Source organism: Herbaspirillum sp. FG34, assembly GCF_057809315.1.
Map to the genome: position 1 here is coordinate 29,602 of NZ_JBMDJS010000005.1, position 22,583 is coordinate 52,184.

The 22,583-nt window shown below is 63.9% G+C and carries 21 protein-coding genes; 8 read left to right on the plus strand and 13 right to left on the minus strand.

The annotated features are described in order from the left end of the window. Positions 1-67 precede the first annotated feature (67 nt). Positions 68-1,720, minus strand: a complete 1,653-nt coding sequence (locus tag ACODSZ_RS08075) for a methyl-accepting chemotaxis protein (protein ID WP_488927368.1) — start codon at positions 1,718-1,720, stop codon at positions 68-70. A gap of 342 nt (positions 1,721-2,062) precedes the next feature. Beyond that, the gene (locus ACODSZ_RS08080; protein WP_175344285.1) at positions 2,063-2,656 is read right to left on the minus strand and encodes an attG domain containing protein; all 594 of its coding nucleotides are present in this window, start codon (positions 2,654-2,656) and stop codon (positions 2,063-2,065) included. Positions 2,657-2,850: 194 nt separating this feature from the next. Between ACODSZ_RS08080 and ACODSZ_RS08085 the strand changes: the two genes are divergently transcribed. The 3 genes from ACODSZ_RS08085 to ACODSZ_RS08095 all read left to right on the plus strand — a co-directional run bounded on the left by ACODSZ_RS08085 (position 2,851) and on the right by ACODSZ_RS08095 (position 5,893). Next, the gene (locus tag ACODSZ_RS08085; protein ID WP_175344284.1) at positions 2,851-3,294 is read left to right on the plus strand and encodes a nucleotide pyrophosphohydrolase; all 444 of its coding nucleotides are present in this window, start codon (positions 2,851-2,853) and stop codon (positions 3,292-3,294) included. 54 nt (positions 3,295-3,348) lie between these two features. Beyond that, positions 3,349-4,917 carry a methyltransferase regulatory domain-containing protein gene (locus tag ACODSZ_RS08090; RefSeq protein ID WP_175344283.1) on the plus strand — a complete coding sequence of 523 codons (1,569 nt, stop codon included), beginning with the start codon at positions 3,349-3,351 and terminating at the stop codon, positions 4,915-4,917. A gap of 142 nt (positions 4,918-5,059) precedes the next feature. Beyond that, positions 5,060-5,893, plus strand: a complete 834-nt coding sequence (locus ACODSZ_RS08095) for a GGDEF domain-containing protein (RefSeq protein ID WP_488927369.1) — start codon at positions 5,060-5,062, stop codon at positions 5,891-5,893. Positions 5,894-5,974: 81 nt separating this feature from the next. Here ACODSZ_RS08095 and ACODSZ_RS08100 read toward each other — a convergent pair whose 3' ends face one another. The 4 genes from ACODSZ_RS08100 to ACODSZ_RS08115 form a co-directional block, all read right to left on the minus strand. After that, positions 5,975-6,496 (minus strand): hypothetical protein, encoded by a 522-nt coding sequence (locus ACODSZ_RS08100; RefSeq protein ID WP_008325295.1) that lies wholly within the window; start codon positions 6,494-6,496, stop codon positions 5,975-5,977. A 137-nt stretch (positions 6,497-6,633) separates the two neighbouring features. Continuing rightward, on the minus strand, positions 6,634-7,368 hold the full coding sequence (locus ACODSZ_RS08105; protein WP_488927370.1) for a helix-turn-helix transcriptional regulator: 735 nt from the start codon (positions 7,366-7,368) through the stop codon (positions 6,634-6,636). 117 nt (positions 7,369-7,485) lie between these two features. Then, complete coding sequence (locus ACODSZ_RS08110; RefSeq protein ID WP_488927371.1) at positions 7,486-7,857, minus strand: VOC family protein; 372 nt, start codon at positions 7,855-7,857, stop codon at positions 7,486-7,488. 127 nt (positions 7,858-7,984) lie between these two features. Continuing rightward, the gene (locus tag ACODSZ_RS08115) at positions 7,985-9,004 is read right to left on the minus strand and encodes a bile acid:sodium symporter family protein (protein ID WP_488927372.1); all 1,020 of its coding nucleotides are present in this window, start codon (positions 9,002-9,004) and stop codon (positions 7,985-7,987) included. Between the two features lie 126 nt (positions 9,005-9,130). Here ACODSZ_RS08115 and ACODSZ_RS08120 point away from each other — a divergent pair, with 126 nt between their 5' ends. After that, positions 9,131-9,979, plus strand: a complete 849-nt coding sequence (locus ACODSZ_RS08120) for a LysR family transcriptional regulator (protein ID WP_008325300.1) — start codon at positions 9,131-9,133, stop codon at positions 9,977-9,979. 21 nt (positions 9,980-10,000) lie between these two features. Here ACODSZ_RS08120 and ACODSZ_RS08125 read toward each other — a convergent pair whose 3' ends face one another. Together ACODSZ_RS08125 and ACODSZ_RS08130 are read right to left on the minus strand one after the other, a co-directional pair. Further along, positions 10,001-10,399, minus strand: a complete 399-nt coding sequence (locus ACODSZ_RS08125) for a cytochrome c oxidase subunit Vb family protein (protein ID WP_175344278.1) — start codon at positions 10,397-10,399, stop codon at positions 10,001-10,003. 107 nt (positions 10,400-10,506) lie between these two features. Then, positions 10,507-12,144: a flagellar assembly protein A gene (locus tag ACODSZ_RS08130; RefSeq protein WP_175344277.1), complete on the minus strand. Its 1,638-nt coding sequence runs from the start codon at positions 12,142-12,144 to the stop codon at positions 10,507-10,509. Positions 12,145-12,401: 257 nt separating this feature from the next. Between ACODSZ_RS08130 and ACODSZ_RS08135 the strand changes: the two genes are divergently transcribed. Further along, positions 12,402-13,340, plus strand: a complete 939-nt coding sequence (locus ACODSZ_RS08135) for a cation diffusion facilitator family transporter (protein WP_008325306.1) — start codon at positions 12,402-12,404, stop codon at positions 13,338-13,340. Positions 13,341-13,478: 138 nt separating this feature from the next. Here the strand turns inward: ACODSZ_RS08135 and ACODSZ_RS08140 are convergent, their stop codons facing one another. Continuing rightward, on the minus strand, positions 13,479-13,631 hold the full coding sequence (locus tag ACODSZ_RS08140) for a hypothetical protein (protein WP_175344276.1): 153 nt from the start codon (positions 13,629-13,631) through the stop codon (positions 13,479-13,481). On the opposite strand from ACODSZ_RS08140, the gene mntP reads away from it, so the two are divergent. Continuing rightward, complete coding sequence (mntP, locus tag ACODSZ_RS08145; RefSeq protein WP_175344275.1) at positions 13,630-14,211, plus strand: manganese efflux pump MntP; 582 nt, start codon at positions 13,630-13,632, stop codon at positions 14,209-14,211. The two genes, ACODSZ_RS08140 and mntP, sit on opposite strands and share 2 nt — an antisense overlap. A gap of 2 nt (positions 14,212-14,213) precedes the next feature. Here mntP and ACODSZ_RS08150 read toward each other — a convergent pair whose 3' ends face one another. Further along, positions 14,214-15,125, minus strand: coding sequence for a LysR family transcriptional regulator (locus ACODSZ_RS08150; RefSeq protein ID WP_488927373.1), 912 nt, complete (start codon positions 15,123-15,125; stop codon positions 14,214-14,216). Between the two features lie 70 nt (positions 15,126-15,195). Continuing rightward, the gene (locus ACODSZ_RS08155; RefSeq protein WP_488927374.1) at positions 15,196-16,149 is read right to left on the minus strand and encodes a 2-hydroxyacid dehydrogenase; all 954 of its coding nucleotides are present in this window, start codon (positions 16,147-16,149) and stop codon (positions 15,196-15,198) included. A gap of 414 nt (positions 16,150-16,563) precedes the next feature. Between ACODSZ_RS08155 and ACODSZ_RS08160 the strand changes: the two genes are divergently transcribed. Both ACODSZ_RS08160 and ilvD read left to right on the plus strand, forming a co-directional pair. After that, a complete protein-coding gene (locus ACODSZ_RS08160) occupies positions 16,564-17,997 on the plus strand; it encodes an MFS transporter (RefSeq protein ID WP_008325314.1) in 1,434 nt (477 codons plus the stop codon). A 196-nt stretch (positions 17,998-18,193) separates the two neighbouring features. Next, positions 18,194-20,056 (plus strand): dihydroxy-acid dehydratase, encoded by a 1,863-nt coding sequence (ilvD, locus tag ACODSZ_RS08165; RefSeq protein WP_175344272.1) that lies wholly within the window; start codon positions 18,194-18,196, stop codon positions 20,054-20,056. A gap of 87 nt (positions 20,057-20,143) precedes the next feature. Here the strand turns inward: ilvD and ACODSZ_RS08170 are convergent, their stop codons facing one another. Then, positions 20,144-22,024, minus strand: coding sequence for an AI-2E family transporter (locus ACODSZ_RS08170; protein ID WP_488927375.1), 1,881 nt, complete (start codon positions 22,022-22,024; stop codon positions 20,144-20,146). Between the two features lie 145 nt (positions 22,025-22,169). Then, on the minus strand, positions 22,170-22,562 hold the full coding sequence (gloA2, locus tag ACODSZ_RS08175) for an SMU1112c/YaeR family gloxylase I-like metalloprotein (protein ID WP_488927376.1): 393 nt from the start codon (positions 22,560-22,562) through the stop codon (positions 22,170-22,172). Positions 22,563-22,583: the final 21 nt, after the last annotated feature.

A 22,583-nucleotide genomic window follows, 5' to 3' on the forward strand; every position in this document is an offset into this window, starting at 1 on the left:
GGGTAAAGAAATGCAATGCCTTGTAAAGCGGTGTTGGCATGTCGTTGCAGCGACATGCCCTGCCCACTTACTGCGCCAGCGCCAGGGTCGATTCCTTCTGGCGTGTCGCGGTGGCGGCTGACGCAGCAGCCGGCGAGCGCGGGCTGCCGTAGCTGATCTTGAATACCGAGACCGCCTGGCTCAGCTTGACGGACTGGTCGCGCAGGTTTTCGGCGGCTGCGGCCGCCTGCTCCACCAGGGCGGCATTCTGCTGCGTGGTTTCATCGATGGCATTGACGGCCTGGTTGAGCTGCTCGATGCCGCCGCTCTGTTCGTTGCTGGCCACCGTGATCTCGGCCATGGTCACCGCCATGTTTTCCACCGCGCCCCCGAGGTCGCCCATGGCTTGCGCGGTTTCGCGCACCAGCTGGTTGCCGCTTTCGACCTTGGCGCGCGAGTCGTCGATGAGACCCTTGATGTCCTTGGCCGCGGCGGCCGAACGTTGCGCCAGGGTCCGTACTTCGGATGCCACCACCGCAAAGCCGCGCCCTTGCTCGCCGGCGCGGGCGGCTTCGACGGCGGCGTTGAGCGCCAGGATGTTGGTCTGGAAGGAGATGCCGTCGATGAGTCCGATGATGTCCACGATCTTGTGCGAGGCGGCGTCGATCTCCTGCATGGTCTTGCCCATGCGTTGCACCGACTGGCTGCCGCGCTGGGCGATGGCCGAGGCCGATTGCGCCTGGCGGTCGGCGTTGGCGGCCGAGTCGGCATTCTGGCGCACGGTGGCGGCGAACTGCTCGACACTGGAGGCCGTCTCCTCCAGCGCCGAGGCCTGCGATTCGGTGCGGCCCGAGAGGTCCATGTTGCCGCTGGCGATCTCGCCGGTGGAGATGGTCATGGATTCGACGTTGCGGCGTACGTCACCGATGATGGCGCGCAGGTTCACGTTGAGCTGTTGCAGGGCTTGCAGCAGCAGTCCCATATCGCCGCGTGCATCGGTATCGATATGCAGATCGAGGTCGCCACCGGCCAGGCCATGGACAGCCTTGATGGCGCGTCGCAAGGGCGCCACGACGCTCGCATGCAGCACCGCCCAGGATCCCAGCAGCAGGACGGCGCCAGCCAGCGTGCCCAGCCAGACCGCATACGGGCTGCCCCCGGCTGATTGCAAGGCACTGCCGGCCACGGCACCACCGAGAATGAACATGAGCGTCAGTATGCTCATGAGCCAACCCAGCCGCCTGGCCAGCGACAGATCACGCAGCCCCTGCAGCCAGCCGATCAAGCCGGTGCGCGCCACTGCGCCGCGACGGATGCGCAGGCCGCGCGCCTGGCCGGCGACGAAGCGGCGATAGGCGCTCTCGGCAGCCTGCACCTGTTCCCGCGTGGGGCGCGTACGCACCGACATGTAGCCGACCGCGCGGCCGTTCTCGCGCACCGGGGTGACGTTGGCCTGGACCCAGTAGTAGTCGCCGTTCTTGCAGCGGTTCTTGACCAGTCCGTTCCAGGGCAGTCCTTCCTTGAGGGTGGCCCACATGTCGGCGAAGGCTTCGCGCGGCATCTCGGGATGGCGCACGATGTTCTGCGGTGCCCCGATGAGCTCCTCTTCGTCGAAACCGCTGATGTCCACGAAGTAGGGATTGACGTAGGTGATGTTGCCCTGCAGGTCGGTTTTGGAGACGATGGACTTGCCATCCTCCAACAAGCGTTCATTGGTGGTGATCGGTAGATTCGTGCGCATGCTTGCCCCCCCATTGCCCTGACCGGTCCTGACGTTGCGGGATCACGGTCCTGCCGCTGTTATAGAAAGCCGTCGCACTTTTTCCCCAAGCGCGACGACCCTGGTGTAAAGGCGTTCTGTGGCCTTTCCGCTTCTCATGCAGGCTGCCAGCCTGTGTCCGGCCTGGTCGGCGCAACGCGGAAACCACGATCATCAGAATCTAAACCCAGGTCCGCGCTTTCAATCCTTTAAACAGGCAGACCTTTCCATGGGTGCATCAGAAACAGGGGCAGCATTGGCTTTGATGGGTGGAAACTGTTTCCGCCCGTCATCGTCATCGTCACCGGCAGGCCGGGGCGCAGATCATTGGCGCGGCTGTACCTGAAACAGCACGCCCTGCGGGACCACTTCTACCGAGAGCAACTGGTCGGCCACCACTTCAGTCATGCGCTGGCCGGGATTGTCCAGAGCGACCGTGGTGAGTCGGGTAATCAGGGGCAGCAGCTTGTCTTGTCCACCGGAGATGAAGCTGCGCGCGGCACTGGTCGCACAGATCAGGAATTCGTCACGGGCGCCGGGGACCTTGTTGGTCATCATCACGCCGACGTTGCGCAGCTCGCCCTTCTTGTTGAGCGTACCGATGAGCGTAGTCTGGGCCGGCCCCACGCGGGTATCGAGCACATATTCGTACTGGCCCGGATGCAGGCGTGCCGCATCGAGCATGTAGAGACGGGCCATGTGCTCGGGCTCTTCCACGTTCATGTCCTTGAGCACGTCGGCCAGGCGCTTGTTGAAGCGATCGGAGAATTGCCTGGGGGTGACGCCCAGCGTGGTCTGCGCCGCTTCATGGGCGGCCAGTTCGTCGTCGATATGACGATCACAGCCCGTGGCCAGGATCACGGTGGCCAGCAGGGCGCAGGACAGAAGACGCAGCGGGGAACGGAGAAGTGTCAGCATGTTCGTCAGAATGTGGCGTGTTTCCTCGAACCCATTTCATCAACAGGCGTGAGATGGATTGAGGCATTGTGCATCATTGCCGCTACCTCCAACCTGTCGCAGATCAAGCGTGCAGGCCGGTTTGTGTGGGTTGGTGATAAAGTACCTGGCCGACAACAAGGCAATACTACAACATCCGATCCGACGCCAAGCCCATGACAGACTCTCCCTCCGGCCCGCTTCCTCCTGCGGGCGCCCCGTCCGATCTGCACGAACTGCGCGAGCTCATCCGCCGTTTTTCCGGCGAGCGTGACTGGCTGCGTTTCCACACGCCCAAGAACCTGGCCATGGCCCTGTCGGTGGAGGTGGCCGAGCTGATGGAACATTTCCAGTGGCTGCCCACCGGCGCCGACCATGAACTGGACGATGCCGCGCGCACGGGCATCCGTCATGAAATGGCCGATGTGCTGGTCTATCTCATCCAGCTGGCCGACCACACCGGGGTGGATCTGCGCAGCGCAGTGCTGGAGAAGATGGAACTGAATCGCCGCAAGTACCCGGTCGAGCTGGCTCGTGGCAATGCGCGCAAATACAGTGCCCTGGCCAGCCCGGCCGATGATGCCGATGAAGGCGCGCCCGATGCCCCGACTCGCACCTGAGGCTGGCCTCTTCCTTGCTTGCCCACTTCCCACGTTCGCTGCCCGGAGCCTGCCTTGACCAACTGGAATGACGGTTACGTCGTCGACATCGCCTATACCTACGGCTACTACCCCGGCATGAATCCGGCACGCCTGCCCTTGGCCTTCGCCTTCCACGGCCTGCAGGCGCCGGCCATCCAGACTGCCTGCGAACTGGGCTTCGGCCAGGGGCTGTCGACCAACTTCCACGCTGCGGCGTCCACCACGCGCTGGTGGGGCAATGATTTCAATCCCCTCCAGGCCGCCTTCGCCCGGGAGCTGGCGGCCGCCAGCGGCAGCGGCGCGCAGCTGGAGGACTCCAGCTTCTCGCACTTCTGTCGTCGCGACGATCTGCCGGATTTCGATTTCATCGCCCTGCACGGTATCTGGAGCTGGGTGTCCGAAGACAACCGCTCCATCATTCTGGATTTCATCGACCGCAAGCTCAAACCGGGCGGGGTGCTCTACCTGAGCTACAACACCCAGCCGGGCTGGTCGGCTTTCATGCCGCTGCGCGACCTGCTGGTGCAGCACACGCAACTGGCCGGCAACGAGGAACGCGGCCTGCCTACCGCGGACCGCATCGAGGCTGCGCTGGCCTTCGCGACGCGTCTGTTCGAGACCGACCCGGTCTACGCCCAGGCCAATCCCTTCATGCGGGACCGGCTCAAGCTGTTGTTGCAGCAGCCGCGCAGTTACCTGGCGCACGAGTACTTCAACCGTGACTGGCATGCCGAAGCGTTTGCCGAGATCCATCGTCGCTTCTCGCCGGCGGGTTTGCAGTTTGCCTGTCCGGCACACTACATCGACCATCTCGACATGGCCAACCTGACGCCCGCGCAGCGCCAGTGCCTGGCCGGGATCGACGACCCGGTGTTGTACCAGAGCACGCGCGACTTCATGGTCAACCAGACTTTCCGCCGCGATTACTGGGTCCGTGGCGCCCAGGTGCAGGACGAGCGCCAGCGTGTGCAGGCCCTGGCGCTGCAAAGCGTGGTACTGCTGACCGAACCGGACAAGGTGCCGCTGACGATCCAGAACGTGGCCTCCGAGATCACGCTCAACCGCCTGATCTACGAGCCCATCCTGCAGGCGCTCTCGGACTACCGGCCGCATACTCTGGTGGACCTGGCGGCCTCGCTGGCGCATCGCAATCTGAATCTGGCGCAGGTGATCGACTCGGCCCTCATGCTCATCGGTACCGGCCACGCCGCACCGCTGCCGCCCGAGCCCGACGCCGCCACCCAGGCCCAGATCGCGCGCCGCACGGCCGACCTCAATGCCTATCTGCTGCAACGCGCGGCGCTGGTGCTGCCGGACAGCCAGGAGGGCGACATCAGCCACCTGGTCAGCCCGCTGACCGGAGGCGGCGTGAAGGTGGAGCGGGTCGAGCAGTTGTTCCTGCTGGCGCGTGAAGTCTGCGGCGATGACGTCGAAGCCTGGCCCGCGCAGGCCTGGCGGCATATCGCCGCGCAGGGCAAGCGGCTGGTACGCGATGGTGTGCGGCTGGAAGCCGAGGATGAGAACCTGGCCGAACTGGCCACCCAGGCGCGACTGTTTGCACGGACCCGGCTCCCCCTGCTGCGGGCCTTGCAGGTGGCCTGATCCGGCGCGCAATGCGCGTTGCATCGCAGCGCACTAGCCTGTAGCATTCCGCGTGGCCGTATTGTCGGCCTGCACGGCCGCATCTGCCTTGTCTGCCATCGAGGCGCCGAAGCTCTCTTTAAGGAAAGTCGGTTTCCAGCTTATGTCCCTGTCCCGCAAACTCCAAACACGCCTGACCCTGGCCGGCACCGCTGCCGCGCTGCTGACAGCCATCGTGCTCACCGCCATGGCCCTCAATGGCATTACCCAGGGCCTGGCCGTCGCTGCCGTGCTGCTGGTGCTCGTATCGGCGCTGCTGTCCTGGGGGCTGGCGCGGCAGTTGCTGCAACCGTTGTCCGAGCTGGAAGCGGGCATGCAGCAGCTGCAGGATGAGCACAAGCAACTGGTGGAGCAACGTGACGATGCCCGCACCCACCTGGAAGAAATGGAAAAGACCCTGGCCGGCGTGGGCCTGGAGGATGCGCTCACGGGCCTGGCCAACCGACGCCAGTTCGAGCGCGGACTGCTGGAAGAATTCAACCGTGCGGCCCGTACCAGTCTGTCGCTGGCCATCATCATGATCGACATCGATCTCTTCGACGAATACAACGCCAGCTATGGCCGCATGGCCGGTGACAAGGTACTGCGCCGCGTCGGCAGCGCCATCCGTGATACCAACGTACGCCCGGAGGACCTGCTGGCGCGCTTCGGTACCCAGGAGATCGCCGTGCTGCTGCCGGGCTCGCGCCTGGAAGGCGCGCTGATCGTGGCCGAGCGCATCCGCACGTCGATCGAGCAACTCAACATCGAGCACAGCGCCAGTCCTACCGGCCGCGTGACCATCAGCATCGGCATTGCTGCCGTGGCACCGCAGCGCCAGGTGGACGAACCCGATACCGTGCTGCGCGAATCGGAACAGGCGCTGGCGCTGGCCAAGGCGTCGGGCCGCGACTGCATTCGTACCAGCGAAGATCTCGTGAAGGCGTCGATAGCGTAGCCACGCCCAGGACCCAATGACAATGCCGCGCGATGGTCGCCCACCGCGCGGCATTTTTCATGGGGCTGGCCCAGCTCGGAGTCAGGGTTGCTCGGGCCCTGGGACCAGGAATTTGGATTTGGCGCAATACATCTTGGCGTTGGTGTCGTTGTAGACGATCTTGCTGCCGGCCTGCGACTGTCGCACCGGATAGGCCGAGTCATCCTCGGGCGTGAAGCGGATGCCCAGCGCCGCCTTGATGGCATCGCTCAGCTTGACCGGCGTGGTCTTGAAGTAGGCGCCGATGAAATCAGCCTGGCTGTTGCTGTCATTGACCAGGAAATCGGTGGGCTGCATGCCCCACAGCGAGACATTGGAGGCCTTGAACCAGTAGGCACCGCCCTCGGTCTTGTAGGGCGGGCCGAAGGCGGCGACCAGGTAATCGAAGAAATACTTGCTGTTGAGCTGGTTCAGGCACAGCAGGGCATTGCCGACTTCGATGCCGAAGCTGGGCTGCGGCGCGGCCTGAGCCGCCGGTGCTGCAGCCATGGCACCGGCCAGCGTGAGCACCAGCGCAGACACGCGCGGACGCAGGCAGGTGCACAGGCGAGATACGATCTTCAAGCGAACTCCCGGAAATTGCCGTCTTGGCATGTTGTCGGTACGGCGCGCAGGGCGGGCCGGGGAGTCGATTGTAGGGGGCTTTCGTGATTTTTTCCAAGCGGCACCGTATTTTTGCGGTGTCAAGGCGGCAGGTGGAGTCAGGCGGGTGGGGTGGACGGTGTGTCCGTACCTGTCGAGGTCGCAGAGGAGGCGCGCGCCTGGCGCCGCATGGCGCGCACGAAGTCTGGCAGGCGGCGACCATTGCGGTCCGGATAGTGGCCGTGTTCGCTCATCTGTTGCACCCGGTCCAGGCGGAAGGAGCGGAAGTCCTCGCGCCGCTCGCACCAGGCCGCCAGCAGCCAGATACCGCCAAAGAAGGCCAGCGCCAGTGGCCATACCACGCGTTGACTGCTGCGCTGCTGGGCATCGGTGTAATGCAGCAGCAGCTTGTGGCGGCTGTTGATGGCCTGGCGGATGGCTTCCAGCCGCTCACCCTGGCTGCCATCGTCCTGCATGGCCGGAGCAAATAGCGGCGTGGCCTCGACGAAATCGCGCTTTTCCCTGGGCAGGGCCAGCACCACCTTGGCCAGCGCCAATGCGGCCGCAGCCCCCAGTTGCGGGCCGCCCCAGGCCTGCACCATGCGCATGCCGATCACCAGTGCATCGATTTCATCGCTGTTGAACATCAGCGGCGGCAGGTCATAGCCCGGCTTGATGCGATAGCCGACCCCGGCTTCGCCATCCACCGGCACACCTGACAGCGACAGGTCGCGGATGTCGCGATAGACCGTGCGTTCCGACACTGACAGCCACTGCGCCAGCTGACGCGCCGTGGTGAGACGGCGTCCGCGCAGGTATTGGGTGATCTGGAACAGGCGATCGGCTCGACGCATGACTGGCAGAGAAAAAAAGATGCGCGCCATTCTGGCACGCATGCTCCTGGCCCGCCACGAACTTCGATGCTGCTGTGCAAGATGCGGGCGTGAGATTCAGCGGGCGCGCCACAGCATTCAGTGCATGGCGTGCAGGGCCAGGCGATTGCCTTCGCTGTCGATGAACTGGGCGATATAGCCGATATCGTTGGGCAGCTGGAAACGCTGCATGGTGACTTCGCCACCGGCGGCCTCGACGCGATCCAGGACGGCCTGGATGGAAGGGCCTGCATCGAGATAGATCAGCGTGCCCTGACGGGTCGGCTCCAGCCAGCCGGGTGAGGTCAGGCAGCCGACGGACTGGCCATCGTCACGCACGAAGATGGCCATCGGTCCTTCTTCCGACAGTTGTTCCTGGCGCAGCGTGGTGGCAAAGACGGCTTCGTAGAAGCGGGTGGCGCGCGGCAGGTCCTGGGTGGCGATCTCGAACCAGTTGACTTGGGTTTGCATGATGTTCTTCCTTTTCTTGTGAGGGGAGCGTTGTGCATGCCGGTTGGCATGGAGCGCATCATGCGTGAGGGCTACTGACACCGTTCTGTCAGTAGCCCTCGCGCCCTGAGGAAGAAACCTTCACGAATCAGCGCGTCGCCGTGGCCGGGGCGCCCTCCGGCTGCGCGGTCTGGCCGATTTGTTCACTATCACTATCGTGCCGGGCCGCATAGCGCCGCGCCAGCACCGCGCACAGCATCAGCTGCATCTGGTGGAACAGCATGATCGGCAGCAGCACCACGGCCGCACCGCTGCCGGCAAACAGCACCGAAGCGATGGGAATGCCCGAGGCCAGCGACTTCTTGGAGCCGCAGAAGACCAGCACGATTTCATCACCACGCGGCATCTTCAGGGCGCGGGCGCCATAGGTGGTTGCCAGCAGCACGGTCCCCAGCAGCACGGCATTGACCAGCACCAGCAAGGCCAGTTGCGCGGGCGGAAACAGGTGCCACACGCCCTGCGCCACGGCCACGCTGAAGGCGGCATAGACCGACAGCAGAATGCCGCCACGATCAACCACGTTGACGATGACCTTGTGGCGATTGATCCAGGCGCCGATCCAGGGCCGCATCAGGTTGCCCAGCACGAAGGGCAGCAGCAACTGCAGCAGGATGCTCAGCACCTGCGTCATGCCATTGGCCTGGTGGTGACGATGCAGCAGCAGCGTCACCAGCAACGGCGTGATGACGATGCCCAGCAGGTTGGAGGCGGTGGCGCCGCAGATCGCCGCCGGCACGTTGCCGCGAGCGATCGAGGTAAAACCGATGGAAGACTGCACCGTGGAGGAGAGCGTACAGACGAACAGCACGCCCATCCACAACTGCGGCGTCAGCAGGTCGGGCACGGCGCTCCTGAGGGCCAGGCCCAGCAGGGGAAACAGCAGGAAGGTGGAAGTCAGCGTGAGCAGATGCAGGCGTGGCTGCTTCAGCCCCGACAGCGCCGCCTCCCGCGAGAGCTTGGCACCGTGCAGGAAGAACAGCAGCGAGATGGCCGCATTGCTGGCGATGTGCATGAAATGCTCGAAGCCGCCGGTGGCCGGGAACAGGGTGGCCAGCAGCACGGTGCCGATGAGCAACTGGGTGAAGCGGTCGGGGAGGAAGCGGTTCATGGCGCGCTCGCGAAGAAAATGGAAGGAAATTGCCCGGGTTTGCCCTCATCATAGGAAAGTGCACGGCTATCGGGAACCCCTCTGATCGCGTTGACTGTCATCGGAAAATCCGATGATAATGGCCGCATGCTCAATCCCCTCTGGCTCCAGACCTTTGCCACGGCTGCCACTGCTTCCAGCTTCACCGAGGCCGGGCGCCAGCTTGGCCTGACGCAATCCACCGTGAGCGACCATATCCGTCGCCTGGAAGAAAGTCTGGGGCGACGCCTGTTCGTGCGCGACACGCATTCCTTGGCGCTGACCGCCGATGGCGAGAGCCTGCTGGTGCACGCGCGCCTGATCCTGCAGGCCCATGCGCGGGCCGAAGCGCAGTTCAGTGCCCCGCGCTTGCGCGGCCGGGTCCGCTTCGGCACCTCCGACGACCTTGCCATGGGCCCGCTGCCGGACATGCTGGCGGCCTTTCGCAGCCAGCATCCGGAAGTCGAACTGGAAATCACCATCGGCCTCACCAGCGATCTGTATGCCGCGCTGGAGCAAGGCAAGCTGGACCTGCTGGTCGGCAAGCGCCGCGCGGGCGAGTCACGCGGACACAGCATGTTTTCCACCCCCATGCAGTGGCTTACGCGCCCCGATACGCTGGTCGATCTGAGCGAACCCTTGCCGCTGATCCTGCTGCCCGAGCCCAGCATCACCCGCGCGGCCACTTTGCAGGCACTGGGCAAGTCGGGTCATCACTGGCGCATTGTCTGCACCAGTGGCAGTCATGCCGGCTGCATGGCGGCTGCGCGCGGCGGGCTGGGTCTGGCAGCCCTGCCGCAGCACCTGGGCTCACGCGACCTGGTGGAGCCCTTGAATCACGCGGCCCTGCCGCGCCTGCCGGATGTGGAATATGTAGCCCTGACCGCGCGGCGCCTGTCGCGCCCGGCCGATACGCTCTACCAGATCCTCATGGCCAGCCGCCTGAGTCGTGGCTGAACAGCTTGTCCGGGGCGGGTTTCAGGTCGTCTCGACAATCAGGGCGGGGTCCGCCAGTGAACGGATGCGCCGGTCCACGAAGTAGCCACCGGCTTCCACGTAGCGCAGATAATGGCGCCCGCATTGCGTGCAGCGGGCGACGTTGCTGCGGTTGCAGGGATACCAGGCCGGTGCGATGGGCGCCTCCGGCGAGGCATAGCGCGTGCCGTGCGGATGGTATTCGGTGAAGGTCGGTTCGTCGTAGGGGTCGGTGATGAGCGTGGCCACGTCCACCAGCTGGGTCTCCGGCAAGGACAGCGGCAGGCTGATCCAGCCGCGGCTGTCGGCTGTGCGGCAATTGCAGGGCGTGGTGATGGCCGCACTCTCGGTAGCCAGGGCGCGCAATTGCGCCAGGTCTGGATGGGGAAGCAGGTCTTGCATGGGAGCAATGGATCAGTGGTAAAGCCTGATGTCCTGTGGATAAACGCAGTGCCAATGCGAGAAACGATTTATCCACAGGCTGGCGAAAACAAGAAAACCGGGCAAACCTACTTTTTCGGGTTGTAGCGGATATCGCCTTCAAACAGCTGTGCCGTACCGCCTCCCAGGTCGGATTGCACCGGCCACACCTCATGTCCGATGCGCAACTCGGTCCCTTCGTAGACCGCCTTGGCCACGATGATGCGAGCGTCTTCCGCGGCCACCATGCCTTCCTTCATCTGGCTCACTTCTTCCAGCAGCACCTTGACCTCGTAGGCCAGCGCCTTGCGCTTGTCGCTGGTCTCATGGAGGATTTCCGGCGTGGCCTTCTCGGGGTTGAGCTTGTAGTAGCTCTGTTGCTTGATGGTACGGTCCAGCTCGGCCACCTTGCGCGTGTATTCCTGTTCCTTGATGGCGATCTTCTCTTCCAGATACGGATCGAGACCGACCTGGATGCGCGTATGCGTGGTGGTCGAGGCGCCGATCACGTTGGCACGAATGAGGTTGGTGGCTTCCACGCGCCCGCCGATGATGTGGCCGGTGCGCGGATTGCCCTTGCCCACCGTGATCTCGTTGCCGGCCAGCAGTTCGCAATGGCGGGCATTGCCCAGCACCAGAATGTCTTCGGCAGCTTCGATGTGGGCGCTCTCGGCGAACATCACCTGCACCGATTTTTGCGAACTGATGCGCGAGGCAATGGCGGTGGTCCCGGCCTGCGCCGTCACGCCTTCGCTGTGACCGATCACGCCGCCCTTGACGGTGACGCTGCCGCCGGCCACGATCTCGGCCGCTTCCACGGTACCGTTGATCACCACGTCGCCACCCACGTGCATCTTCATGCCCGTGAGCACGTCGCCCGAGACCTTGACCGTGCCTTCAAAGCTGAGGTTGCCGGTGGAGAGGTCGACGTTTTCAACATCCAGCACCGGATTGACCTTCACGCCATTCTTGATGACCGTGGGCTGGCCCGGCACGATGGCCACCAGCAGATTGGGGTCGTCCTCGCTGGGCTCGGCACCGATACATTCCTTGGAGAAGGGGGCGTCGGCAATCGGCCGCGCCGGTACCTTGCCGCCGCGGATGTCGATGCCGTCCTGGCCCGGTACGGGCGGAATGCGGCGCATCAGCGCATCGCCCACCTTGACCAGCAGGATATGGCCCATGTCGGCGTAGGAGACCACGGCATCTTCGTCGATGTCGGCCAGTTCCTCTTCCTTTTCTTCCAGCAGGCTCTCGAAACGAGCCGGCTCGGCCGGCGTGGGCATGAGACCCTGGGCCACTACCAGCTTGTTGCAGAAACCGGCCGACAGCGCGCCGCGCAATTGCTCGTGCAGGATGCCGTAGGTGATCCCGGCCGCGCGGATGGCGTTGACCACTTCCACGCTCTTGGCGCGGCCACCATAGGGCGGCACCAGGGTCAGCGAGGCCGTCATCAGGTCATCGGCCACCTCCAGCGAGAACTCGCCATCGCGCCGTTCGGCGATGACCTGCGTGACCGCCTCCTTGGCATCTTCTGCCTTGCGCACGAAGGCGTTGAGGATCGAATCCTGGAAAAACAGCTTGGTCAGACCATGATCGGTCATGGACTGTTTCAGGAAGGCCAGCGTGAGCGGCGGGAAGCCCGGCGTGGGCTGCCACGTTGCGCTCAGTTCGCCGCTGGCCCGGTCGAACGCAAACGACAGCGGTTGCGGAGTTGCTTGGTTCATGCTGTTCCTCGATGTGATGCTGCACCGGGTCTGCTGCGGATCCCCTGCGGGTGATGGCGGCCGCGATATCGTCTTGTGCAATGGAGGCGTGCGCCCTCAAGGCACCATCCATACGTGCCGGGTCGGCATCATGCCGACGGCAGTCCCCCTGACGCAATACAGTTGACATTGTAATGTGGCAAGATGATCCAGTAATTTGTTCGATAGCACAAGTTTTGCCAATTTTGGCTCTAGATTAGGCTCTTATCGTTGGTTTTATGTTAAGTACCCAAATAGAAGACTTCAAGGGGGAAGATCCTCGCGACGACGCCTTGAGTGCGGCACGTTATCGTGCCGGGCGTGCCAGTACGCTGGTGAGCATCGTGGTCAACATCGCGCTGGTGATGCTGCAGGTCACGGCGGGCGTGTTTTCCGGTTCGCAGGCGCTCATTGCGGACGGCATCCATTCGCTGTCCGATCTCATTTCCGACTTCGTGGTGCTGCTGGCCGGGCACCACAGCCGCAAGCAGGCCGACGACGATCATCAATATGGTCACCAGCGTTACGAAACGGCCGCCTCGCTGGCACTCGGTGCGCTGCTGCTGGCCGTGGGTCTGGGCATGCTGGTATCGGCGGCGCAGAAGATCCAGCATTACGGCCACACCCCGCCAGTACACGTGGCGGCCTTGTGGGTGGCACTGGCGGCCTTGCTGGCCAAGGAACTGCTGTTTCGCTACATGCTGCGCATCGCCGAGCGCGTGCGTTCGAGCATGCTGGTGGCCAATGCCTGGCATGCGCGTTCGGATGCGGCCTCGTCGCTGGTGGTGGCCTTGGGCATCGTCGGCAGCCTGGCCGGTTTCACCTTGCTTGATCCGGTGGCGGCGGCGGTCGTGGGTTTGATGGTGGTGCGCACCGGCTGGGGATTTTTCTGGAGCGCGCTGCATGACCTGATGGACCGTGCCGTCTCGGCCGAGGAAGCCGAGGCCATCCGCGCCACCATCCTCGCCACGCCCGGCGTGCAGGGGCTGCATGATCTGCGTACGCGGCGCATGGGTGACCTGACGCTGGTGGACGTGCATCTGGAAATCGATGGCGCCCTCACCGTCACCGAGGGCCATGCCATTGCCATCGATGCGCGCCGGCGGGTGCTGGCGGCGCATCATGTGCTGGATGTGATGACGCATGTGGATCCGGTGGAGCAGGGGGCAGCGCACTGATCGTCACAATGACTGCGTGGCAATACACTGTGTAGCGTGGAGCACTACATTGTGACGAACTCTGCACGACGACTTGTCGGGCACGGCCGTCTTCGTTTAAAATCCGGGCTTCTCTTTGGGGAGTAGCCAGCTTCCGGGTCATCCGGAAGAGCCCGTGTCAACATTCTCGGCAGCATCGATGCCGTGGCGCGGGTAGCCATCCAGGTAGGCGAGACCATAGACGTATCCTGCGGCCAGGCTGGGCGCGCAGGCACGTCCATGGACTTCGCCCGGCCAAGGAACCCCGTTCATGAATTTCCCCGCTCTCGTTCTTCTCGCGCTCGCGATGTCCACTGACGCCTTTGCGGCAGCCATCGGCAAGGGTGCCGCCATGCAGAAGCCACGCTTGCTGCAGGCGCTGCGTATCGGTCTGCTGTTCGGCGTGATCGAAGCCATCACTCCGCTCATCGGCTGGTTTGCCGGTTCCGTGGCCACCAAGTGGGTCGCCGAATGGGACCACTGGATCGCCTTCGTACTGCTGCTGGTGCTGGGCGCGCGCATGATCCGCGAAGGTCTGAGCGAGGATGATGAGCAAGACGAGGCCGATGCGACCCCGCAGAAGCAATCCGTGGTCATGCTGGCGCTCACCGCTGTGGCGACCAGCATCGACGCCATGGCCGTGGGCGTGGGCCTGGCCTTCATCGACGTCAACATCCTGGAAGCCTCATTGCTGATCGGCCTGGCCACCACCACCATGGTCACCATCGGCGTGATGGTCGGCCGCGTGCTGGGCCATCTGATCGGCAAGCGTGCCGAGATTGTCGGGGGTGTGGTTCTCATCGGCGTGGGCGCAGCGATTCTCTACGAGCACATGAGCCGCGCGGGCGCTTGAACTCAGGCCCTGTGCAGTCGTGCCGCGCGCTCGGCACAGTATCCGGTGGCCATCAGGCGAAAGGCCGTCACCGCCGGATTGTCCTGGTCCGCGCGCCACGCCATGCTCATCTCGGCACGCGGCACCTCCCCGGCCAGTGGCCGGAACTCCACCCGATCGTAATGGAAACGCTGTGCCGAGGCAGGCAGGATGCCAACGCCCAGGCCGGCGCGTACCAGTGAGAGGATGGTATGGCTCTGGTCGATGTACTGGGTGAAATCCGGTTTGACGTCCGCCGCGCCCAGCATGGCCATGATGCGTTCGTAAAAGTACTTGCCATGCGTGGGGGAGTGCATGATGAAGGGCTGACCATCGAGCTGGCTGGTGGCGATGCGTTCATGCAGCGCCAGCGCATGCCCCTGGGGCATGGCCAGCACCAGCGGTTCCTCATCGACCAGCTGCAATTCCAGCGGCTGGCGCGTCGATACCGGGCGCAGGAAGCCGATATCGATGGTGTTGGCGCTAAAGGCTTCCAGCTGCGCCACCGAAATCAGTTCGAACAGCACCACATCGATCTCGGGCAGGCTCTTGCGCGCCTGCATGAGCAACTCCGGGATCAGCTCGTAGCCGGCCGCGCCCGTGAAGCCTACGCGCACGCGCCCGGTCTTGCCCTGGCTGGCGCGGCGTACCGTGCTCTCGGCCTGTTCCGACAATTGCAGCAGGCGCGACGCGTCGGCCAGGAACACCCGGCCTTCGGTGGTGAGCCGCACCGTGCGCCCCACCCGTTCGAACAACTGCACACCCAGCCGGTGTTCCAGCAAGTGGATCTGGCGTGACAGAGGCGGCTGGGTCATGTTCAGCAACGCCGCCGCACGACGGAAATTGAGTTCGGTCGCAGCGACCACGAAACAACGGACTTGAGCCAGATCGAGCATGAGGATGTGCCGGTAAGGGGAGCGCCTGCATTATAGGCATGGCCGCTCCCCGCTGCGGCCGTGGTCGGATTCAGGTGGTCAGGCTACCTTCGGGGCGCTGCCCTGCCAGCCCCTGCGCCAGACTGGCCAGCACCATCTCGCCCATGGCCGTGCGCGATTCCACGGTGGCGCTGGCGCGATGCGCCTGCAACACCACCTGGTCCATCTGCAGCAGGGCCGGCGGCACGTTGGGTTCGTCCACGAACACATCCAGCCCCGCACCGGCAATGACGCCACGTTGCAGGGCGTCCACCAGATCCTCTTCCACCACCAGCTTGCCGCGCGCGATATTGATGAGAATGCCTTCGCGTCCCAGCGCATCCAGGACGGCGGCGTTGATGATGCCCTGCGCCTTGTCGGCGGCAGCGGCCAGCACCAGTACATCGCTCTGGCGCGCCAGCTGCAGCAATGCCGGCTGGAACGTGTAGGGCAGGTCGTCCATGGCGCGCAGGTCGGTGTAGGCGATGGGGCAGCCAAAGGCCGCTGCGCGTTGGGCGATGGCACGGCCGACCTTGCCCATGCCGACGATGCCCACGCACTTGCCGCTGAGGCGACGCGAGAGGGGAATCGCCGTCGGCGAAGGATGGCGCACCCAGTCACCGCGCTGCACGAAGGCGTGACCCGGACAGATCTGCCGACTCACCGCCAGCATCAGGCCCAGCGCCAGATCGGCCACGTCCTCGGTCAGTGCACCGAAGGTGCCGGTGACAGGCAAGCCCTTGCTGCGCGCATGGTTCAGATCCACTGCATCGGTCCCTACGCCATTGACGGCCACGACCTTCAAGGCCGGCAGGCGATCCATGAGGGCGTTGCTGATACCGGTATGGCCGCCGGTGATGACCCCTTCGATGACGGCCCCGTGGCGTGCGATGTAGGCTTCCTTGTCCTCCTGCTCGAACAGGCGGTGCATGTGATAGAGATTCTCCAGCTTGTCATTGATGGCAGGAACCAGGATGGGATTGAGCTGCAGTACGTGGCGTTTCATGGGAGAACTCCTTCTCGTTCGATGGCAATGCGGGGCGATGATGCGGGCATTCCGCCAGCACGTCCAATCCGAAAAGGCTATCAATTGATTCAGGAAATGGCACCTGATCGGGTATCAATATCGATTCAATCTGCACATCACCTGATAGCCAGAAAAGATTGGACGCCACGCAGGGGCACGGCCATGATTCCCGGCGTCGGCCTGCAAGACACGCAAGGTCGCCATCAACGTCGGGCGCCAACAGATCCCTTTGCGGGACGCACAACAAAGCCCGCCACCTGCACTGGAGACAAGCATGAACCTGGGATCACACCGGAGGCAGCGCGCGCTGCCCTCCTGACACGGGCGCATCACCACGCCGTTGCCGCCAACCATAACGATAACCACGAGACACGCCACCAAAGGAGTTCGACGATGAATCCTGTCGACGCCGCCGACCCCGTCGGCCGCCATAGTTCCACCGCATCCTCTGCAATTGCTGCCCCTGCGGCCAGCCGTTTGTCAGAGCAGAAACCCACCCGCTACCGTTGGGTGGTGATGGGCCTGATCTTCCTGATCTGGGCCATTGCCTGCGCCGATCGCGCCAATTTCGGCATCGCCCTGCCGTACATGAAAAAGGAGTACGGCATCTCCAACACCGAAGCCGGACTGATCGTGAGTCTGTTTTCGTTTGCCTATGGTCTGGTGCAGATTCCGGTCGGGTTGATGTACAAGCGCCTGAGTGCCAAGACCACCGGCATGCTGTTTTCCGTCTTCATGTTGCTGACCTCGTTGTTTACCGGGCTCATGGGCACGACTTCCTCGGTGCTGCTGTTGCAGCTCTACCGTGTCGGTCTCGGTTTGTCGGAAGGGCCACTGGGCATTGGCTGTACCAACGTCATCAATCGCTGGTTCCCGCCGGAGGAAAAGGGGACCGCCACCGGACTGTGGATTGCGGCCTCCAAGCTGGGTCCGCTGATCGTGCCGACGGTGTGCATCATCGTCATCCAGCTCTGGGGCTGGCGCGAAATCTTTTACGTGTTTGCGGTGCCGGGCATCTTCCTGGCCATTCTGTGGTTCTTCCTGGTGACCAATTCGCCCGCCGAAAACCGCTTCTGCAATGAGGCCGAGCGCCGTTACATCACCCAGGAGCTGTCGGCCGGTGCGGCCAGCGCCGGCACTGTTGCGGGGCAGGGTGCGCAGGTGGCACCGATGCCATGGCTGGACGGCATCAACCGTACCCGTCGTGTGCCGCGCCTGGAGACCTTGCGCCAGGTCTTCACGTCCTGGAACGTGATCGGCGTGGCTCTCGGCTATGGCTGCATGATCGGCATCAGCAATATCTTCATGTCGTGGATCCCGACCTATCTGGTCACGGTCAAGGGATTTGCTTCGGTGAAGATGGGTTTCCTTGCCTCGGCACCGTTCATCGGTGCGGTCGCGGGCAACATGCTGGGGGGCGTGATCTCGGACCGCCTGCTGGGTGGCCGCCGCAAGCCCATGATGCTGCTGGGGGCGCTGGGTACCGCCGTGATGACGCTCATGCTGGTGGATGCGCCCGACAGCGTGCTCTATCTCGGCGCCATGCTGATGTTGTCGGGCCTGATGCTGGGGATCGGCTTTGCCGGTTATTCGGCCTATCCCATGGGCCTGGCCACCAAGTCCACCTACCCGACCGCGTTCGGCATCGTCAATTCGCTGGGCCAGATCGGTGGCGCCTGTGCACCCCTGGCCGTGGGAATGCTGCTGGACCGCTATGACTGGAGCAGTGTCTTCCTTTACATGGTCGGCACTTCGCTGCTGTGCCTGGTGCTGCTGTTGAGCGTAGTGGAGCCGATCACGGTACGCAAGGCGGGGGACGAAGCCTGAGCGCGCAGTGCATGGAGAAAGCGACTGGCCCGCGTTGTTGCGGGCCTTTCTGTTGCTGACGAGGAATGTTCGTACTGATACGTATTAATATCTTCTGGATATTAATACGTATCGAATTATATATTGGACAAACACTCTCCTCGGAGGCACTCTTGTGCTCCCTTTTTCCCTAAGCAGCCCTGAGGAGACACCCATCATGCCGACCTATCGTTCCTATACCACTACCCAAGGCCGCAACATGGCCGGCGCGCGTGCGCTGTGGCGTGCCACCGGCATGAAGGATGGCGATTTCACCAAGCCCATCATCGCGGTCGTGAACTCCTTCACCCAGTTCGTGCCGGGTCACGTGCACCTGAAGGACCTGGGCCAGCTGGTGGCGCGCGAGATCGAGGCGGCCGGCGGCGTGGCCAAGGAATTCAACACCATCGCCGTGGATGACGGCATCGCCATGGGCCACGACGGCATGCTGTACTCGCTGCCCTCGCGTGACCTGATCGCCGATTCGGTCGAATACATGGTCAACGCCCACTGCGCCGACGCCATGGTCTGCATCTCCAATTGCGACAAGATCACCCCGGGCATGCTCATGGCCGCCATGCGCCTGAACATCCCCGTGGTCTTCGTCTCCGGTGGCCCGATGGAGGCCGGCAAGGTCATCAAGACCGTCAACACCGACAAGAAGGTCATCAAGCTGGACCTGGTCGACGCCATGATCCAGGCCGGCGACAAGAACATCTCGGATGCCGACGTGGCCGAAGTGGAGCGCTCGGCCTGTCCGACCTGCGGTTCCTGCTCGGGCATGTTCACCGCCAACTCGATGAACTGCCTGACCGAAGTGCTGGGCCTGTCGCTGCCGGGCAATGGCACCATCGTCGCCACCCACGCCGACCGCAAGGAACTGTTCCTGCGCGCCGGCCGCCTGATCGTCGAACTGGCCAAGCGCCACTATGAACAGGATGACTACAGCATCCTTCCGCGCAACATCTGCACCAAGGAAACCTGGGAAAACGCCATGACCCTGGACGTCTCCATGGGCGGCTCCACCAACACCGTGCTGCACCTCCTGGCCGCAGCGCACGAAGCCAAGGTGGAATTCACCATGGCCGACATCGACCGCATTTCGCGCCGTGTGCCCTGCCTGTGCAAGGTCGCGCCGATGACCAACAAGTACCACATCGAAGACGTGCACCGCGCCGGTGGCATCATCTCCATCCTCGGTGAGTTGGCCCGTGCCGGCCTGCTGGACACTTCGCGTCCGACCGTGCACAGCAAGACCCTGGGTGAAGCCATCGAGAAATTCGACATCCGCGTCACCAGCGATCCGGCCGTGCACAAGCTGTTCCGCGCCGCCCCCGGTGGTGTGCCGACGCAAGTGGCCTTCTCGCAGGAAGAGCGTTTTGAAGACAGCGACCTGGATCGCGCCAACGGCTGCATCCGTGATCGCGAACACGCCTATTCTCAAGATGGCGGCCTGGCGGTCCTGTACGGCAACATCGCCGAGAAGGGCTGCATCGTCAAGACCGCCGGCGTGGATGAGAGCATCCTGAAGTTCTCCGGCACCGCACGTGTCTTCGAGAGCCAGGACGCCGCCGTCGAAGGCATCCTGGGCGACAAGGTCAAGGCCGGCGACGTGGTCATCGTGCGCTACGAAGGCCCCAAGGGCGGCCCCGGCATGCAGGAAATGCTGTACCCGACTTCGTACATCAAGTCCAAGGGTCTCGGCAAGGCTTGCGCGCTGTTCACCGATGGTCGTTTCTCCGGTGGTTCCTCCGGCCTGGTGATTGGCCATGCTTCGCCGGAAGCGGCTGAAGGCGGCGCCATCGGTCTGGTGGAAGAGGGCGACATGATCGACATCGACATCCCCAACCGCAGCATCAACCTGCGCATTTCCGGTGAAGAACTGACCAAGCGTCGCGCCGACATGGAAGCCCGTGGCGATGCCGCGTGGCAGCCGGGCAACCGCCAGCGCGTGGTTTCGCAGGCACTGCAGGCTTATGCCGCGCTGACCACTTCGGCCGATCGTGGTGCCGTGCGTGATCTGTCGCAGTTGAAGCGCTGATCGTACGTGGCCGTCGCCGGTCACCGCTGCCAAAAAAATCGCCCGGTGCAAGCCGGGCGATTTTTTTTGTGCTGCGTCTGGCCAGGCTTAGACCTTGATTGCCGGCCGCATGTGCGTAGACGCAAATGCCAGCCCTTCCTCGAAGGACGACAGCACCATGTCCACCTGTTCCTTCACGGTCGCGGCCTCGACTTCCTCGTTGAAGAAGGACGGACGAATCGTTACCAGCAGCGCATGCGGCAGGTTCTCGCGCAGGTCGCGTACTACCCCCATCCAGGCGTCCAGTTTCTCTCGCACCGGATAGACCAGGAACACGATGGACACCAGTTCGGCCTTGCTGGTATCGGGCGGTCCTTCCTCGGGCTGGTCCAGCGTGATGCTGCGGGCATCGATGCCGGTCACGCGCAACGCATGCACCAGCAGTTCGGAGAGCAGGTCATCGCGCTCATGGCGCAAGCCACCGCACAGCACCACCGACCCTTGCGGCACATCCAGCGAACCCTGCCAGCGTCCCAGCCGCGCCTGGCGCAGTTCACGCAGATGCGCACCGACGCCGCTGTTGAGCAGCGGTACCTCGCGGCGCCGACGCAGGCTGCGCGGCGCGCCGGGACTTTGCGTGAGCACTTCGGTCAACTGCGAGACCGCATGCAGCAGACGCTCCTGCTGCGCTCCTTCGATGCGACCATGGCGCAAATCCAGCGCCGCCAGGGCCAGGCCGGGCAGCAGGATCTGGTCGCAGTACTTGGCAAAGCTCTGCTTCTGCAGATGCGTGCGGGCATCGCGGATGATGGCGTCCGATTCACCGGCCAGGGCACGCTGGTAGAAACGCTCGGCGTGTGTCATGTCGGGCGCCTCGCCCAGCAGGATGGTGATCGGTTCCAGGGCCGACACATGGCGCCCGGCCACCACCAGGCACAGCGTCAGCGGAGTGGAGAGCAGCAGGCCGATGGGTCCCCACAGCGTGCCCCAGAACAGCGCCGAGACGATCACCGCCAGCGGCGAGAGGCCCGAGCTATGACCATACACGCGCGGTTCGATGAAATTGGCCACGATCACTTCCAGCCCCACATAGAACGCCAGGAAAGACAGCGCCAGCCACCAGCCCGGATCGATGGCGGCGATGAAGATCGAGATCATCAGGCCCGAGGCCAGTGCACCCAGGTAGGGGACGAAGCGCAGCACCCCGGCCAGCGCGCCCCAGAGCACCGCATGCGGTACGCCCCCGGCGGCCAGCACCGCACCCATGATGAGGCCGAACACCAGGTTGACCAGGAACTGTGAAAAGAAGAAACGCGATACGCCCTCTGCCGCATCGCCCAGTGCCTGCATGGTGCGGCTCATCTCGGTCAGTCCGGCCAGGCGGATCAGGCGTTCGCGCAGGGATTCCTGTTCCAGCAGGATGAACACCAGCAAGACCAGCACGATGCCGGCCTGGCCGATCGGTCCCCAGGCCAGCGCAAAGAGCCGCCGCAAGGCCCCGCGCACCGACATGCGGGTATCGGTTTCGGGTGCGGCGGCGGCTGCTGCTGCAGCGGCGGCACGACTGTTCTTCTTGCCGCTGCGCGCGCTCTCCGGCAGCGGCTGCGGGATCACCGCGCTCAGTTCGGCCTCCAGCCGGGCGAAGGGACGCTCGGTCATGGCACGCACGCTTTCTACCTTGTCCTGGATGGCTTCGCGGTATTGCGGCAGATCGCTGGTTACGCTCACCAGCTGGAAGGTCAGCACCACCGCCAGTGCCACCAGGCAGCCGCCCACCAGCAGCACCGATACCATGGCGGCGGCAGCCCGGTTCAGGCCCAGGGCGGCGAGCTTCCTCACCAGCGGCAGGATGATCAGGCTGGCAATGCCGGCCACTGCCAGCGGGGCCAGGATGTCGCGGCCGAAGTAGAGCATGCCCAGTACCACGGCCGCCCCCAGGAGGGTGGTGGAATTCAGGCGTGAAAAGGCGGAAGTCTTGAGGTTTTGCATGGAGAGGATGAGGGCAGGAAGGCGGGCCGGTCAGCGATGCAGCGCGAGTATAGCCCTTGCCCTTGCAGTGCGCGCATCGCGCCTTGACGTTTTCTGCACCATGCCCCGCAACATCAGGTGCAGCGAGGCTTGCAGAGGGGGTGGTTCAGCGCGACACTTCATACAATTCCAGCGGCAGGCCATCCGGATCGGCGAAGAAGGTGAAGCGCCGGCCCGTGTATTCATCCACGCGGATCTCTTCCACGACCACGCCACGGGCTTCCAGTTCGGCCTTGCTGGCGGCGACGTCGGCGACCGCAAAGGACAGATGGCGCAGACCGCAGGCCTCGGGACGCGAAGGACGCGACGGTGGGGCGGGGAAGGAGAACAGTTCTATCTGCGTACCGTCGGGCAGGCCCAGGTCCAGTTTCCACGAGTCGCGTGCCTCGCGGTAATGTTCGGCAATCACGCGCAGGCCCAGCAGATCGACGTAGAACGCGCGGGAGGCCGCATAGTCGGAACAGATGAGGGCCACATGATGGATGCCTTGCAGCTGCATGGGATGCTTTCAGAAAGAGGG

Coding starts and splice junctions, on each gene's coding strand:
- ACODSZ_RS08075 (WP_488927368.1), bottom strand. CDS start 1,720: ATGCGCACGAATCTACCGATCACCACCAATGAACGCTTGTTGGAGGAT.
- ACODSZ_RS08080 (WP_175344285.1), bottom strand. CDS start 2,656: ATGCTGACACTTCTCCGTTCCCCGCTGCGTCTTCTGTCCTGCGCCCTG.
- ACODSZ_RS08085 (WP_175344284.1), top strand. CDS start 2,851: ATGACAGACTCTCCCTCCGGCCCGCTTCCTCCTGCGGGCGCCCCGTCC.
- ACODSZ_RS08095 (WP_488927369.1), top strand. CDS start 5,060: ATGTCCCTGTCCCGCAAACTCCAAACACGCCTGACCCTGGCCGGCACC.
- ACODSZ_RS08105 (WP_488927370.1), bottom strand. CDS start 7,368: ATGCGTCGAGCCGATCGCCTGTTCCAGATCACCCAATACCTGCGCGGA.
- ACODSZ_RS08110 (WP_488927371.1), bottom strand. CDS start 7,857: ATGCAAACCCAAGTCAACTGGTTCGAGATCGCCACCCAGGACCTGCCG.
- ACODSZ_RS08115 (WP_488927372.1), bottom strand. CDS start 9,004: ATGAACCGCTTCCTCCCCGACCGCTTCACCCAGTTGCTCATCGGCACC.
- ACODSZ_RS08120 (WP_008325300.1), top strand. CDS start 9,131: ATGCTCAATCCCCTCTGGCTCCAGACCTTTGCCACGGCTGCCACTGCT.
- ACODSZ_RS08125 (WP_175344278.1), bottom strand. CDS start 10,399: ATGCAAGACCTGCTTCCCCATCCAGACCTGGCGCAATTGCGCGCCCTG.
- ACODSZ_RS08130 (WP_175344277.1), bottom strand. CDS start 12,144: ATGAACCAAGCAACTCCGCAACCGCTGTCGTTTGCGTTCGACCGGGCC.
- ACODSZ_RS08135 (WP_008325306.1), top strand. CDS start 12,402: ATGTTAAGTACCCAAATAGAAGACTTCAAGGGGGAAGATCCTCGCGAC.
- mntP (WP_175344275.1), top strand. CDS start 13,630: ATGAATTTCCCCGCTCTCGTTCTTCTCGCGCTCGCGATGTCCACTGAC.
- ACODSZ_RS08140 (WP_175344276.1), bottom strand. CDS start 13,631: ATGAACGGGGTTCCTTGGCCGGGCGAAGTCCATGGACGTGCCTGCGCG.
- ACODSZ_RS08150 (WP_488927373.1), bottom strand. CDS start 15,125: ATGCTCGATCTGGCTCAAGTCCGTTGTTTCGTGGTCGCTGCGACCGAA.
- ACODSZ_RS08155 (WP_488927374.1), bottom strand. CDS start 16,149: ATGAAACGCCACGTACTGCAGCTCAATCCCATCCTGGTTCCTGCCATC.
- ACODSZ_RS08160 (WP_008325314.1), top strand. CDS start 16,564: ATGAATCCTGTCGACGCCGCCGACCCCGTCGGCCGCCATAGTTCCACC.
- ilvD (WP_175344272.1), top strand. CDS start 18,194: ATGCCGACCTATCGTTCCTATACCACTACCCAAGGCCGCAACATGGCC.
- ACODSZ_RS08170 (WP_488927375.1), bottom strand. CDS start 22,024: ATGCAAAACCTCAAGACTTCCGCCTTTTCACGCCTGAATTCCACCACC.
- gloA2 (WP_488927376.1), bottom strand. CDS start 22,562: ATGCAGCTGCAAGGCATCCATCATGTGGCCCTCATCTGTTCCGACTAT.